Here is a 14,103-nt window from a genome sequence, read left to right on the forward strand (position 1 = left end):
CATGTCGCATACCAGGTCGTCGCGGACCGACCAGTTGAGCGGGTTTGAAACCAGATACAGCCGGCGCGGTCTACTGCGCCGCTATGCGCGCTGGCGCATTGCCAATTTCGGTATCCGACAGTTCGTAACCATCACCGGCGGTATTGCGCTGGCGGTGACGAACGGGCCGGCCTCGGGCCTGATCGCGGTTCTTGCGGCCTTGATCGGAGAGGCGGTGGATTGCCTCTACCTGCGCTCGCTGCCGGTGCCAATTCCGGCGGGACGGGGGTATCGGCGCGTCCGGCAACTCAGCACGCTGACAGCGGCGTTTCAGGCGCTGACAATTGCGTTCTGCGTCTATATCGGCTGGACCGGGCCTGTGACCGGCCTGTCGCCGTTTTTTGCGATGGCATTTCTGACCGGGGCGTCGATCGATGCCGGTCTGACCATGCCGTATCACCGGTGTGCCTCGATTGTGCGGCTGACCATCTATGGGACAACAGCGCTTGCGCTCAACATCGGCGCGTATCTGACCGGTTCAGCCAATACCGCCGCTCTGGTGCCGAACATTTCTGCGATTCTTCTTCTGGCGTATATGGTGTTGCTCTTTCAGGGGTTCGTGAACCAGAATTTTCAACGCCAGCGTGCCTCGACGCTGGAACTGCTGCGCAAAAGTCGGCGGCTGGCACGGCGGCAACGCGAGGCCCAGCAATTGTCGCTCGTGGCCCGCAATGCCAATGACAGCGTGTTGCTGTCCGACGCGCGGGGCCGGATAACCTGGGTCAACGACGCCTTTACCAGGATCACCGGTTATACCCCTCAAGAGGCTATCGGGAACTATCCCGGTGATCTTCTGAACGCGCCCGAGACCGACCCGGACACGCTCGAGCGCCTTGCTTCGGCAATTGCCGCAGGTACCAAGTTTCGCGGCGAAATTCTGAATGCCACCAAGACCGGGCAGCTCATCTGGGTCGAGATCAATCTGGTGCCGGTCAAAGCCCAAAATGGCCGCGTTGAAATGTGGGTCGCGGTGGAACGCGATGTCACCGCCGCCCGCGCACATGCCAGGGAAATGACTGCCGCGCGCGAGGCGGCAGAGCGTGGCGCGCGCGCCAAAGCCGAGTTTCTGGCGACGATGAGCCATGAGCTGCGAACGCCGCTAAACGGGGTGATCGGCATGGCGGATGTGCTACTCGATTCCGAACTGGACGCCGATCAGCGCGAAAACGCCCTGACAATTCGCAGCTCGGCGCGGGCGCTTCTGACCATCATCAACGACATTCTGGACCTGTCGAAGCTCGAGGCGCGCAAGACCGTGCTGCGCCCGGTCCGGTTCGACTTGCAGAGCTGCCTGCGCGAAAGCACGCAGTTGCTGACTCCACAGGCGCGGACCAAGGATCTGCAACTGACATTCAAAGCGCTGACCCCGGTGCCGCCGCTTGTGCTGGGGGACGAGGGCAGGTTGCGCCAGATTCTCATCAACCTGATCGGAAATGCACTGAAATTCACCGCCAAGGGCAGGGTCGGTGTTACCCTGTCGGTCGCAGCGCGCGATGATGGTCATGCCGTCACGATCGAGGTCTCGGATACCGGCATAGGGATCGCGCCTGACAAACTCGATCATGTGTTTGATCGGTTTTCTCAGGCCGATGCGGATATCAACCGCACGCATGGCGGTACCGGCCTTGGGCTGACCATCTCGAAAGAGTTGGTCGAGGCGATGGGCGGGTCCATATCAGTCACCTCCGAGCTGGGTCGGGGGACCTGTTTTCGGATCACGCTGCCTTTCGGCTTCGCCTCTCAGGCCCGGTTGCCGGAGGGCAACGTCGATCCCGGCCCCTGCCTTGAGCTTGACGGAATGCGGCTGCTGGTGGCCGATGACAACAAGGTCAACCGCCTGCTGATCAGCAAGTTCCTCAAGGATGTGCCGCTGAATCTGGAATTTGCCCATGACGGCGCGCAAGCGGTCGAGGCGGTGCAGCGCAACCCGCCCGATCTGATCCTGATGGATGTCGCCATGCCGGTGATGAGCGGGCTCGAGGCGGCGCGAATGATCCGCGCCGGCGATGGCGCGCAGCCCAGAATCATCGCGCTGACCGCCAATACCTTCGACAGCGACCGGGCCGCTTGTGACGCCGCTGGTATGGATGATTTCCTCAGCAAGCCGATCCGGCGCAGCGATCTGATGGAGCGGTTGACCCATTATGCACGGGCCTCGGCCTCGGCCCGGCGCGCGGGTCATTGAAATTGCCTTGACGCAAAACCTGCCGTATCCATGACCGGCAGAAAGCCCGAGGTGTACCGTGGATATCGCAACGCGCGTCTATAACCACAAGTGGAAGATCGACCCGATCGTCCGATCCCTGATCGACACGGATTTCTATAAGCTGTTGATGTGTCAGTCGGTTTTTCGCAACCGGCCTGATACGCATGTGCGGTTCTCGCTGATCAACCGGACCACCTCGATCCCGTTGGCGGATTTGATCGACGAGGGCGAGCTGCGCGAACAACTCGACCACATCCGGTCCTTGCGCCTGAGCCGTGGTGAAAGCACATGGCTGCGCGGCAACACCTTCTATGGCAAGCGTCAGATGTTCCGGTCCGATTTCATGGAGTGGTTCGAGGGGCTGCGCCTGCCGCCCTATCACCTGGAACGGCGTGGCGATCAGTATGAATTGACCTTCGAGGGGCTCTGGCACGAGGTCATGCTGTGGGAAATCCCGGCGCTTGCGGTGCTGATGGAGCTGCGCTCGCGCGCCGTGATCAACGACATGCGGCGATTCGAACTGCAGATACTCTATGCCCGCGCCATGACCCGCGTCTGGGAGAAGATCGAGAAACTGCGTGCCATCGACGGGCTGGGCATAGCCGATTTCGGAACCCGCCGCCGACATTCCTTCCTGTGGCAGGATTGGTGCGCGCAGGCGATGATCGAGGGGCTGGGCCCCGCTTTTACCGGCACCTCGAACTGCCTGATCGCCATGCGCCGCGAGGTCGAGGCGATCGGCACCAACGCGCATGAGCTGCCGATGGTCTATTCGGCGCTGGCCGAAAGCGACGAAGCGCTGGCGCAGGCCCCCTATGATGTGATGAGCGACTGGCACGAAGAGCATGACGGCAACTTGCGCATCATCCTGCCCGATACCTATGGCACCAAAGGTTTCCTGGATCGCGCGCCGGACTGGTTGGCGGGTTGGACCGGTATCCGGATCGATAGCGGCGATCCGGCAAAGGCGGCGCAGATCGCCCTCGACTGGTGGCGCGCGCGCGGCGAAGACCCGCTTGAGAAACGGATTATCTTTTCCGATGGGTTGGACGTGGATTCGATTGCGGCGCTGCACAGGCAATTCGCGGGGCAGGCGATGATTTCGTTCGGCTGGGGCACGCTTTTGACCAACGATTTCCGTGATCTGGTGCCGGGCAACGGTCTTGCGCCTTTCTCGCTGGTCTGCAAGGCGGTGGCGGCCAATGGACGACCCACCGTCAAATTGTCGGACAACCCGGAAAAGGCGATGGGACCAGCCGGTGAGATCGCACGCTACAAGCGGGTGTTTCAGGTTGGCGATCAGGAAAAGATCGATGTGGTGGTCTGAGCCGCCTCAGCCGTGAAAGGCCGCGACGGTTTTCAACTGCGAGAACCCATAAAGCGCCTCGAAACCCTTTTCGCGCCCGTGGCCGGATTTGCCGACCCCGCCGAACGGCAATTCCACGCCGCCGCCCGCGCCGTAATTGTTGATGAAGACCTGACCCGATCGCAGCCGTTTCGCCAGCCGCATCTGCCGTGCACCGTCGCGGGTCCAGAGGCCCGCAACCAACCCGTAATCGGTGCTGTTGGCGATTGTTAGAGCCTCATCTTCGGTATCGAAAGGGATGATGACCTGAATGGGGCCAAATATCTCTTCGCGCGCCAACCGGTGTCCGACGGGGACATCGGCGAACAGTGTGGGCCGGACGTAATGCCCCGCCTCCGGCGCATCAGGCAGAACAGTGCCTTGCGCGACCACGGTCAGATCAGAGCCGAGTTCGAGATAGCGCGAGACGATCTCTTTCTGCCGCGCCGAGATCAGCGGTCCGACGCGCGGGTCGATCAGGGCAGGGCCGACGGAAAGGTCCTCGTAAGCGGCGGCCATCCGGTCGCGCACCACGTCATAGACGCCGCGCTGGACCAGAATGCGCGAGGCGGCCGAACAGGTTTGGCCTGCGTTCTGAATGCCCGCATTGACCAGAAACGGCAGCGCGGCCTCCAGATCGGCATCGTCAAAAACAAGCTGCGGGGACTTTCCGCCTAACTCCAACGTCACCGGCACCACATTTTCACCCGCGGCCTGCTGCACCAACGCGCCCGTCGCCACTGACCCGGTGAACGAGATATGGTCGATATCCCCATGCCCAGCCAGCGCCGCCCCGGCCTCGGCACCCAGACCCGGCACCACGTTCAGCGCGCCTGCGGGCAGTCCTGCCTCTTGCGCCAGATGGGCAAAGGCGATCGTGGTCAGGCAGGCCTCTTCTGCCGGTTTCAGGACGGTGGCATTGCCCATGGCCAGCGCCGCCCCGATCGAGCGGCCGATGATCTGCATCGGATAGTTCCACGGCACGATATGGCCGGTCACGCCGTGTGGTTCGCGCAGCGTGTAGACGGTGTAGCCGTCGAGATAGGGGATGGTGTCCCCATGAACCTTGTCGGCTGCCCCACCGTAGAACTCGCAATAGCGCGCCAGCGCCATCGCATCGGCGCGGGCCTGGGTCAGGGGTTTGCCCACATCCATCGCCTCCAGCCGGGCAAGGTCTTCGGCCCGATCACGCACCAGTTCAGCCAACCGCAGCAGGATGCGGCCCCGCTCGGCGGCGGTGAGCTTGCCCCAGTCGCCATCCCGCGCTTCGCCCGCCGCTGCCACCGCTTGGTCGATATCCGCAGCCCCGCCCCGCGCGATCTGGCACAAGGCGCTATTGTCGGAAGGGTTGGTCAGGGGCAGGGTCTGGCGTTCGGTGGCGGGCTGCCAGTTGCCGCCGGTCAAGCAGAGCGTGGGATCGAACCAGATCAGGTCAGACATGGGGGTGGCTCCTGTGGTCAATGTCGATATCGGGCAGAACCGGCGCGGCGGCGATCAGGGCCTGCGTATAGGGATGGCGCGGGTTCGAGAAGACCAGTTCGGTCTCGCCTTCTTCCACGATCCGGCCCGCGCGCATCACCAGCACCCGGTCGGTGATCGTGCGCACGACGCTCAGGTCGTGGCTGATGAACAGATAGCTCAGGTCATGGCTCTCGCACAACTCGGCCACCAGATCGAGGATGCGCGCCCGAACCGAGACATCCAGCGCCGAGACCGCCTCGTCGAACAGGATCAGGTCAGGTTTGATGATCAAAGCGCGGGCGATGGCGATCCGCTGCCGCTGACCGCCGGAGAATTCATGGATGTATTTGCGCGCATCATCGGGTGACAGGCCGACGGCGCGCAATGCCTCGGCAATCGCGTCAGCGCGCTCAGCACCGGTGGGCGGTGCATCAAGCAGGTGATAGGGTTCAGTGATCAGCCGCGCAACGCGATGGCGGGGGTTGAAGCTGCCGAACGGGTCCTGAAACACCACCTGCATGCCGCGCCGCACGGCAAGATCGGCACCGCGTTCGGTGTAGACCGGCGCATCGTTCAGCAGGATCTGCCCGCCTTGCACCGGTTCAAGGCCCAGAATCGCCCGTGTCAGGGTCGATTTTCCACAACCTGATTCCCCGACAAGCCCCAACCGCTCGCCCTTCCGGAGCGTGAAGTTGACCCCGTCGACGGCGCGGTGATACTCGGCTGGGCCGAACAGCTTGGTGCGTGGCAACCGGTAAGCGCGCACCACGTCCTGAACCGAAAGCAGCGCCTCGGCACCGTGTTTTTCCGGTAGTTCAACGCTGTGGCGCGACGCCTCGAACAGCATGCGGGTATAGGGATGGTTCATCCGGGCAAAGAGCTGACGCGTCGGCCCGGTTTCCACCACTTCGCCCGCGCGCATCACCACGATGCGGTCGGCCATGTCCGAGACCACCGCCAGATCGTGGGTGATCATCAGCAGCCCCATGTCGAATTCACTGACCAGCCCCTTGAGCAGGTCGAGGATCTGCGCCTGCGTGGTGACGTCCAGCGCGGTTGTCGGTTCATCCGCGATCAGCAGGTCGGGGCGCAGGGCGATGGCCATGGCGATCACCACCCTTTGCCGCTGGCCGCCCGACAACTCATGCGGAAAGCGGGTGGGTGAAAACTGATCCGGCGGCAGGCCAACGCGGGACAACATCTCATGCGCGTGCGCGCGGGCTTGATCCCTGGGCAGGGCGCCATGGATCAGGATGGTTTCGACCACCTGATCGCCGATGGTCTTGACCGGGTTCAGCGCAGACATCGGCTCCTGAAACACCATCCCGATCCGCGCGCCGCGCATTGCGCAAAGCTGTGCTTCGGGCAACGCGGTCAATTCGGTCCCATCCAGTTGGATCGCGCCGCCGATTTCGGCATTCTCGGGCAGCAGTTGCATGACCGAAAACGCGGTCATGGATTTGCCCGAGCCGCTTTCGCCGGTGACGGCAACGATCTCGCCCTTTGCCACGGACAGATCGACATTGCGCAGGATGGGCTTGCCCGCAATAGACACGCTCAGGCCGGTGATCTCAAGCAGGCTCATGCGCGCACCACCCTGAGCCGCGGGTCGAGCCAGTCGCGCAGCCCGTCGCCCATCAGGTTCAGACCCACCACGATGGTGATGATGGCAAGACCGGGAAAGATGGCGATATGCGGCGCGATGGTCACCAGGGTCTGCGCATCGGCCAGCATCCGGCCCAGCGACGGCGTTGGCGGCTGCACGCCCAGCCCGACGAAGGACAGCGCCGCCTCGACCTGAATGCCGAGGGCGAACTGGATGGTGCCCTGCACGATCAGGATGCCCAGAATGTTGGGCAGGATATGTTCGGCGCTGATCCGCAGGCGCGACTTGCCGGCAACCCGCGCGGCAAAGATGAACTCGCGCTCCCACAGGCTGAGTGCGCCGCCTCGGGTGACGCGGGCAAAGACCGGGATGTTGAAGATGCCAAAGGCCACGATGGCGTTGGTGGCCGAGGGGCCAAAGACCGCCGTGATCAGGATCGCCATGGCCAACAGCGGGAAGGCGAAGATCACGTCATTGGTGCGCATGATCACCTCGTCGATCCAGCCGCCTTTGCGCTGGCTGGCCAGCAGGCCCAGCGGGATGCCAAAGGCAAGCCCGATCGCCACCGCCACGATGGCCACACCCATCGAGGTGCGGATGCCGACCATGATCATGCTGAGGATATCGCGCCCGAAATGATCGGTGCCCAGCGGATGGGTCAGGCTCGGCGGCATCAGCTTGTTGGGGATATCCAGTTGTTCGTAGGGGTAGGGCGTCCAGACCAGAGACAACAGGGCAAGGCCGAGCATCAGGGCCGTTAGCAGCGATCCGATCCACAGGCCCCGGCTCATGTACGTGTCCTCAGGCGAGGGTCGACCACGGCATAGGCAAGATCGACCATAAAATTCACTGTGATCACCACAAAGACCAGCAGCATCACCACCGATTCCACCACGATCAGGTCACGCGCGTTGATGGCCTGAAAGATCAATCGTCCGAGACCCGGCAGATAGAACACCTGCTCGATGATGATGGCACCCGCCAGCAGGAAAGAGACCTGCAGCCCGATGATGGTCAGCACCGGGATCAATGCGTTGCGCAGCCCGTGCCGCCAGATCGCCTGACCACGGCTCAGGCCCTTGGCGCGGGCGGTACGCATGAAATCCTCGCCCAGCACATCCAACAGGGCCGAGCGCATGACGCGGGCCAGAATCGACGCCTGCGGCAGCGCCAGCGCGATGGCGGGCAGGGTCAGCGCGTGCAGTCCGGTCCGGAGCCCCTTGTCCCAACCGGGGAACCCTCCGGCATTGAACCAGCGCAGGTTCACCGCAAAAACCAGCACCAGCATCATCGCAAACCAGAAATTCGGGATCGCGACGCCCAGCTGCGTGGTGCCCATCATCGCCGCATCCCCGATCCGCCCGCGTCGTGAAGCCGCATAAATTCCGGCCGGAAAGGCCAACAGGATCGAAATCACCAGCGCATAGATCGTCAGCGGCAGCGAGACCCACAGCCGGTCCGCGATCATCCCCGCCACCGGCGTGCGATAGGTATAGGAGGTGCCGAAATCCCCCTGCAACATGCCGCCGACCCAGGCGAGGTAGCGGTCGGGCTTTGAGGTATCCAGCCCAAGTTCGGCGCGCAGGGCGGCCAAGGTGTCGGGCTGCGCGTTCACGCCCAGCATGAACTGCGCCGGATCACCGGGCGCGATCTCGATCACCGCGAAAATCACCAGCGAGGCGACCGCAAGGCTCAGCATAAGGGAGATAAGGCGTTTCAGCGTGTAGCGCAGCATCGGGGCCACGTTAGGCGCGCGTCGGGCGTGGGTCCAGCATCTCTAGGTTTTGACCAGGAAGTTCAGGATCGCAAAACCGATGATCGCCGCATAAGACAGCGGATAGATCCATTTGATCGCATAATTGTCCAGCTTGGCCGCAAACGCCTCGCGTCCGGCCAGTTTCATCCGCCGCAGCATCACGTTGAACACGATCGCCGCCCCGGTCACCACGAACATCCATTGCAGGATGAAATCCAGAAAGGTCAGATACCCCAGTTTGGGCAGATCTTCGGAGATGACCCAGTTGAACGCCACGAAGACCAGCAGGTTCGCACCCGCGATTTCGATGCGTTTACGGTATTCGTCCAGAAAGAACAGCGACCAGCTGACCGAGATCAGCACCAGCATCGGCATGAAGATCCGGATCGCATAATAGAGCACATGCCGTCGGCCGGTGAATTCCAGTGCGACCTTGTCACTGTCCATCCCGGACAGGCCCACCACCGTCGATTTCTGCATCTGGGCGTTTTCAAGAATCCATTCCTCTTCGCCCAGCAGATCGCCCAAGCCGGATTCGTCTTCCAGGATCGAGTAGCGCACAGTCTGAGAGGGAAAGACCGAGACCACCTCGTAGTAGAAGCGCTGCGTGTCGAACGGGTATTTGCGGAAGTCGAAATAGGGGGCCTGCAGCGTCAGCGAGGATTTCTCGAAATAGCTCGCTTCGCCATCGCTGCGCACAGCGATGACCGACTGATGGATCCAGCGGTTCGATTGCTGGTTTTCGATCACAAAGGCCGGGACGATCGCAGCTCTTTCCGTTGCGTATTCCAGAAAGGCGTCGGTCTTGAAGACCCGGACCTCGCGCTCGTAATCGGCCAGTTCATACGCCAGCGCGGGGTCTTTCCAGCGAAACCGCAACGTCGCCACAGCGCCGTAGTTTTCGGATTTCTGATCGACGAAGGTGATCTGGTCGATATGGATGCCGATGCCCACATCCAGCGGTTTGCCCGGCGTGCCGAGCGGCTGCCCGTGGTCATTCTGCAGCAACCCTTGCGCCACGACCTGACCCGTCAAAGCAAGCAGCATCAGCACGGTTGCCAGAAAGGCAGTCAGGAAAAATCGGCGCAAATTCATCTCTTGAATATCATGTTGGTATGACCGGCGGCGCATCTTTGGAGTGACCGCCCTGGCACTCATTCGGACCAGGACACGCCGGTCAGGTCGATGGCCGCAGTTGGCGCGTTCAGCCATAGACCCTGAACGCCGGCCTTGGCGACGCCGAGCTTGGCAAGCTGGAACAGGTAGCCGTTGACGTAATCCTCGGAGATGATCTGTTGCGCCTGTTGCAGCAGCGCGTCCCGCTCGCCGGGATCGGTAGTAGTGTTGAGTGTCTCCATCAAGGTCTGGAATTCGGGATTGTCATATTGGAAGTAATAATCGGGCCTTGCATAGATGCCGATATCCATCGGCTCGGTATGGCTGACGATTGTCAGGCCGAAATTCTTACCCTTGAAGACCGATTCCAGCCACTGCGCCCATTCCACATTGATGATCTCGGCGGTGATGCCGACCTCGGCCAATTGCGCCGCGATGATTTCGCCGCCGCGCCGCGCATAAGAGGGGGGTGGCAGGTGCAGCGTGGTTTCGAACCCTTCGGGATGACCGGCCTCGGCCAGCAGCGCGCGCGCCTTGTCGGGGTCATGGGGTGAGTTGCCGGTCAGATCGACATAGGCCGGGTTGTGGGGCGCGAAATGGCTGCCGATCGGGGTGCCATAGCCAAACATCGCCCCGTCGATGATCGCCTGCCGGTCGATGGCATGGGCAATCGCCTGACGCACGCGGAGATCGTCAAAGGGCTGCTGCTTGTTGTTGGTGCTCAGGATCGTCTCGCCCTCGGTCGAGCCGACCAGCACCTGAAACCGCGGGTCGGCCTCGAATTGCGGCAGGTTTTCGGGGGCGGGGAAATTGTCGAACACATCCACATCCTCGGCCATCACGGCGGCAAAGGCGGCGGTGGGGTCCGAGATGAACTTGAACGTCGCGCTTTCCAGTGCCGGGGCGTCGCCCCAATAGGCGTCATTGCGGGTCAGGTCGATGCGGTCGCCCTGCACCCATTCCGCGAACTTGTAGGCGCCGGTGCCGACCGGGTTGGTCTTGATATCGGCGATGCTGGCCTCGGACACGATCACCGCGTCGCCCCAGGCCAGGTTGAAGAGCAGGCTGCCATTGGGTTCATCCAGGGTCAGCTGAACACTTGCCGGGTCCAGCACGGTGACCTCGGCGATCCCGTCGAACAGCGCCTTCTGCGCGTTTGCGCTGTCCTCGGCGCGGGCGCGGTCGAGGCTGAACTTCACGTCCTCGGCGCTCATTGGCGCGCCGTCATGGAAGGCGACGCCCTCGCGCAGCTTGAAGGTATAGGTCTTGCCGTCCTCGGATACTTCCCAGCTTTCAGCCAGTCCGGGCACGATCGAGCCGTCGCCCATGAAGCGGGTCAGCCCTTCGAACACGTTGGTATAGACAACCGAATCGATGGCTTGCGCTGCGGCGCTGGTGGGGTCCAGATGCGGTGGTTCCAATTGCAGCGCGATGGTGATGTCACTCTGGGCATAGGCTGCCGAGCTCCACAGGCCCACGACCAATGCGCCTGCCAGTCTCACCGACTTCAAACCGAAAATCCCCATGGTTTCCTCCCAGAAATCCCTCTGGCCTTAGCCCGGCCTTTTGCCAACTCTGGTCGGAAACCTTAGGTCATTCAAGTATATGTTGGCGCAACCGGTCTTCATCTGGCACGTGACAGTTGGTATCTCCGCCTGAACCGCAGTTCGCCGAAAGCAAGCTCATGAGCGCCTCAGCCCGCAAGACAGCCCCGAACGCCGATGACATCCTGCGCCAGAAAGGTGGTGCTCCGCTGGTCAGCCTGACTGCCTATACCACGCCGATGGCGCAGATGATGGACGGGCATTGCGACTTTGTGCTGGTGGGCGACAGCGTCGGGATGGTTCTGCACGGGCTGACCTCGACACTGGGCGTCACGATGGAGATGATGATCCTGCACGGGCAAGCGGTGGCGCGCGGGCTGAGCCGGTCTATGATGGTGATCGACATGCCGTTCGGGTCTTACGAAGAAACCCCGGCGCAGGCGTTTCGCAATGCGGCGCGATTGATGGCCGAGACAGGCGCTGGTGCGGTCAAGCTGGAAGGCGGGGTCGAGATGGCGGACACCATCCGCTTTCTGGTCCGGCGCGGCATCCCGGTGATGGCGCATATCGGGTTGACCCCGCAATCGGTGAACACGCTGGGCGGCTACAAGGTGCAGGGCCGCGAAGACCAGGCCGAGGCGGTGCTGGCTGACGCGCGCGCGGTCGCGGAAGCGGGCGCGTTTTCGGTGGTGCTGGAAAAGGTGCCACAGACGCTGGCTGACCGGATCACCGCCGAGATTGCGATCCCGACCATCGGCATCGGCGCATCAGCGGGCTGTGACGGGCAGATCCTGGTGGTCGACGACATGCTGGGTTTTTTCACCGCGTTCAAACCGAAATTCGTGAAACGCTATGCCAATCTGGGGCCGCTGGCCGAGGTCGCAATTGCCGAATATGCGGCCGAGGTGCGCGCCCGCACTTTCCCGGCGGCCGAGCATGTGTTTGCGGATCAGGCGCCGCAAAAGGCCCCGAAACCATGACCCGCATCCTGCGTCGATTGAACGATTTGCGTGCCCAGACTGCGCAGTGGCGCTCTGACGGCCAGAGCGTAGGTGTGGTGCCGACGATGGGGGCCCTGCATGAGGGGCATCTGTCGCTGGTCGAGGCGGCCAAGGCACAATGCGACCGGATCGTCGTCACGATTTTCGTGAACCCGATGCAGTTCAACAATCCCGGCGACCTGACCAGCTATCCTCGGGTCGAGGCAGAGGACGCCGGCAAGCTGTCACCTCTTGGCGTTGACCTGATCTACGCCCCCGCACCCGAAGAGGTCTATCCCTCGGGCTTCGCCACCACCATCTCCGTCGACGGGCTGACGGAGATGATGGAGGGGCCGAACCGGCCCGGCCATTTCGATGGCGTCGCCACCGTGGTCGCCAAACTGTTCCTCAAGACCCAGGCCGACAGGGCCTATTTCGGTGAGAAGGATTATCAGCAGCTTCTTGTGGTGCGCCGCATGGCGGATGATCTGAATATCCCCATAGAGGTGGTCGGATGCGACACGGTGCGCGAGGCGTCGGGTCTGGCCATGTCATCGCGAAACCGGCGGTTGAGCGAAGCGGGGATGCGCCAGGCGGCAGCGTTGCATCAAGTGATGCGCGAGGTGGCGCAGGCGCTGTCCGAGGGCGCGGAATTCGCGCCGCTGCAGGCCGAGGCGGTCGGTCGGCTGGAACAGGCGGGCTTTGACCCGGTTGAGTATCTGGAACTGCGCGACGTCGCGGCCCTTGCCCCGCTTGAGGCCGCCAGCGCCAATGCAAGGCTGTTCGCGGCTGCATTTATCGAGGGCGTGCGCCTGATCGACAATATCGCGGTTCCCGCGCGCTGAGGACGGGGTTTCTAGCCGGTGGCCGAGATGATCAGGTCCGGCCCGAAAATCCTGTCGGCATAGCTTTCAAGATAGATCTTGAGCCAGGGTGTGAACCGTTCCGGGTGCCGCGCTACCTCGGCCTGCAGGTCGTGATAGTCGATCCAGCGGGTATCCATGACTTCGTCGGGATTCGGCTTGACCTCGACCGTTTTGCGGGCGTGGGCCAGAAACACATCGACCACCTCATGTTCGACCAGGCCCGAGCCCACATCGGCGCGGTATTCAAGCTGATGGCGGAATTCGGGGTAAAGCCCGCTGATCCCCAATTCCTCGCGCAGGCGGCGCACGGTGCAAACGGACGAGGCTTCCTCCCAGTCGGGATGGGTGCAGCAGGTGTTCGCCCACAGGCCGGGCGTGTGGTATTTTCCCATGGCGCGCTGCTGGATCAGGATGTTCATGCCGCGAATGACAAAAACCGAAACCGCCTTGTGTTTCAGGCCATGTTGATGCGCTTCCAGCTTGCCATACGGAACCAGCGTTCCGTCCACCCAGGCGGGAATTTTCGTTCCCATGCAGATGCCTCCCTCTGGCCCGCTGGTGCAGGCCCAGCCAAACGCTGCCTGACCCGGTCCCGGCGTCGCCGGTCCAAACAGCTTTGCGTCCAACCTGCACAGAACCTGCCACAGGTTCAATCGTGCGAAAGGCCGCAGGCAAAGCTGCGGCCTTTTTCAGCCTCCCGAACAGGAGAGCGGTTTGACTGTTACTCGGCCACGCTGGCCAGGAAGGCATAGATGTCCTCGCCGCCCTTTTTCAGCTTGAAGGTCATCTTGGACTTGGCTTTGGGGTCGTCCAGATAGGTCTGCAGGAATTTCTTGGGGTCGGTGGTGTATTCGACAAAGGTCGCTTCGTCCCAGACCAGCCCGGCCTCACCTGCGGCGACGATGCTGGGGCCATATTTGTAGCCTTCCTCGGTGCCTGCGGTACGGCCGATAATGCCATAAAGGTTGGGGCCGGTTTTGCCGCCCTTCACGATGACTTCATCCGACGCTGAGACAATCGTGTGGCAGGCTTTGCACTTGTTGAAAGCTTTCTTGCCTGCTTCTGCGTCACCCTCTGCCAATGCCGGGGTGGCCAGCATGAGGGCGGCGATGGCAGCGTGAATCGAGTATTTCATAATTTCACTCCGTTTGCGTAGCTACCCCACAGGTGAGCGGGTGCGGTAA

General features: G+C 62.4%; 12 protein-coding genes. 4 read left to right on the top strand and 8 right to left on the bottom strand.

Annotated features, from left to right (window positions below; genetic code table 11):
* Nucleotide 1 precedes the first annotated feature (1 nt).
* Nucleotides 2-2,224 carry a hybrid sensor histidine kinase/response regulator gene (locus M3P21_RS02480; protein ID WP_249706531.1) on the top strand — a complete coding sequence of 741 codons (2,223 nt, stop codon included), beginning with the start codon at nucleotides 2-4 and terminating at the stop codon, nucleotides 2,222-2,224.
* 58 nt (nucleotides 2,225-2,282) lie between these two features.
* Entirely contained in the window at nucleotides 2,283-3,572 is a 1,290-nt protein-coding gene (pncB, locus tag M3P21_RS02485) for a nicotinate phosphoribosyltransferase (RefSeq protein WP_249706533.1), read from the top strand.
* Between the two features lie 6 nt (nucleotides 3,573-3,578).
* Here pncB and M3P21_RS02490 read toward each other — a convergent pair whose 3' ends face one another.
* From M3P21_RS02490 to M3P21_RS02515, 6 genes are all read right to left on the bottom strand, one after another.
* Nucleotides 3,579-5,030, bottom strand: a complete 1,452-nt coding sequence (locus tag M3P21_RS02490; RefSeq protein ID WP_249706534.1) for an aldehyde dehydrogenase family protein — start codon at nucleotides 5,028-5,030, stop codon at nucleotides 3,579-3,581.
* Nucleotides 5,023-6,636, bottom strand: coding sequence for an ABC transporter ATP-binding protein (locus M3P21_RS02495; protein ID WP_249706535.1), 1,614 nt, complete (start codon nucleotides 6,634-6,636; stop codon nucleotides 5,023-5,025). Before M3P21_RS02495 ends, M3P21_RS02490 begins: the two co-directional genes overlap by 8 nt.
* The gene (locus tag M3P21_RS02500; protein WP_249706536.1) at nucleotides 6,633-7,448 is read right to left on the bottom strand and encodes an ABC transporter permease; all 816 of its coding nucleotides are present in this window, start codon (nucleotides 7,446-7,448) and stop codon (nucleotides 6,633-6,635) included. Before M3P21_RS02500 ends, M3P21_RS02495 begins: the two co-directional genes overlap by 4 nt.
* The gene (locus M3P21_RS02505; RefSeq protein WP_249706537.1) at nucleotides 7,445-8,392 is read right to left on the bottom strand and encodes an ABC transporter permease; all 948 of its coding nucleotides are present in this window, start codon (nucleotides 8,390-8,392) and stop codon (nucleotides 7,445-7,447) included. The genes M3P21_RS02500 and M3P21_RS02505 overlap by 4 nt, the downstream gene beginning before the upstream one ends.
* 42 nt (nucleotides 8,393-8,434) lie before the next feature.
* Complete coding sequence (locus M3P21_RS02510) at nucleotides 8,435-9,502, bottom strand: ligand-gated ion channel (protein ID WP_249706538.1); 1,068 nt, start codon at nucleotides 9,500-9,502, stop codon at nucleotides 8,435-8,437.
* 65 nt (nucleotides 9,503-9,567) lie between these two features.
* Entirely contained in the window at nucleotides 9,568-11,055 is a 1,488-nt protein-coding gene (locus M3P21_RS02515) for an ABC transporter substrate-binding protein (RefSeq protein ID WP_249706539.1), read from the bottom strand.
* A gap of 158 nt (nucleotides 11,056-11,213) precedes the next feature.
* On the opposite strand from M3P21_RS02515, the gene panB reads away from it, so the two are divergent.
* Nucleotides 11,214-12,053, top strand: coding sequence for a 3-methyl-2-oxobutanoate hydroxymethyltransferase (gene panB, locus M3P21_RS02520; RefSeq protein WP_249706540.1), 840 nt, complete (start codon nucleotides 11,214-11,216; stop codon nucleotides 12,051-12,053).
* A complete protein-coding gene (gene panC, locus M3P21_RS02525; RefSeq protein WP_249706542.1) occupies nucleotides 12,050-12,898 on the top strand; it encodes a pantoate--beta-alanine ligase in 849 nt (282 codons plus the stop codon). The genes panB and panC overlap by 4 nt, the downstream gene beginning before the upstream one ends.
* 11 nt (nucleotides 12,899-12,909) lie before the next feature.
* Here panC and idi read toward each other — a convergent pair whose 3' ends face one another.
* Nucleotides 12,910-13,452: an isopentenyl-diphosphate Delta-isomerase gene (gene idi, locus M3P21_RS02530; RefSeq protein ID WP_249706543.1), complete on the bottom strand. Its 543-nt coding sequence runs from the start codon at nucleotides 13,450-13,452 to the stop codon at nucleotides 12,910-12,912.
* A 188-nt stretch (nucleotides 13,453-13,640) separates the two neighbouring features.
* Nucleotides 13,641-14,054 (bottom strand): c-type cytochrome, encoded by a 414-nt coding sequence (locus M3P21_RS02535; RefSeq protein WP_249706544.1) that lies wholly within the window; start codon nucleotides 14,052-14,054, stop codon nucleotides 13,641-13,643.
* Nucleotides 14,055-14,103 lie beyond the last annotated feature (49 nt).

This window comes from Ruegeria spongiae, assembly GCF_023502395.1.
In the GTDB taxonomy this organism is placed as follows: domain Bacteria; phylum Pseudomonadota; class Alphaproteobacteria; order Rhodobacterales; family Rhodobacteraceae; genus Ruegeria_C; species Ruegeria_C spongiae.

Coding starts and splice junctions, on each gene's coding strand:
- M3P21_RS02495 (WP_249706535.1), bottom strand. CDS start 6,636: ATGAGCCTGCTTGAGATCACCGGCCTGAGCGTGTCTATTGCGGGCAAG.
- panB (WP_249706540.1), top strand. CDS start 11,214: ATGAGCGCCTCAGCCCGCAAGACAGCCCCGAACGCCGATGACATCCTG.
- idi (WP_249706543.1), bottom strand. CDS start 13,452: ATGGGAACGAAAATTCCCGCCTGGGTGGACGGAACGCTGGTTCCGTAT.
- M3P21_RS02480 (WP_249706531.1), top strand. CDS start 2: ATGTCGCATACCAGGTCGTCGCGGACCGACCAGTTGAGCGGGTTTGAA.
- M3P21_RS02515 (WP_249706539.1), bottom strand. CDS start 11,055: ATGGGGATTTTCGGTTTGAAGTCGGTGAGACTGGCAGGCGCATTGGTC.
- panC (WP_249706542.1), top strand. CDS start 12,050: ATGACCCGCATCCTGCGTCGATTGAACGATTTGCGTGCCCAGACTGCG.
- M3P21_RS02500 (WP_249706536.1), bottom strand. CDS start 7,448: ATGAGCCGGGGCCTGTGGATCGGATCGCTGCTAACGGCCCTGATGCTC.
- M3P21_RS02490 (WP_249706534.1), bottom strand. CDS start 5,030: ATGTCTGACCTGATCTGGTTCGATCCCACGCTCTGCTTGACCGGCGGC.
- M3P21_RS02505 (WP_249706537.1), bottom strand. CDS start 8,392: ATGCTGCGCTACACGCTGAAACGCCTTATCTCCCTTATGCTGAGCCTT.
- M3P21_RS02535 (WP_249706544.1), bottom strand. CDS start 14,054: ATGAAATACTCGATTCACGCTGCCATCGCCGCCCTCATGCTGGCCACC.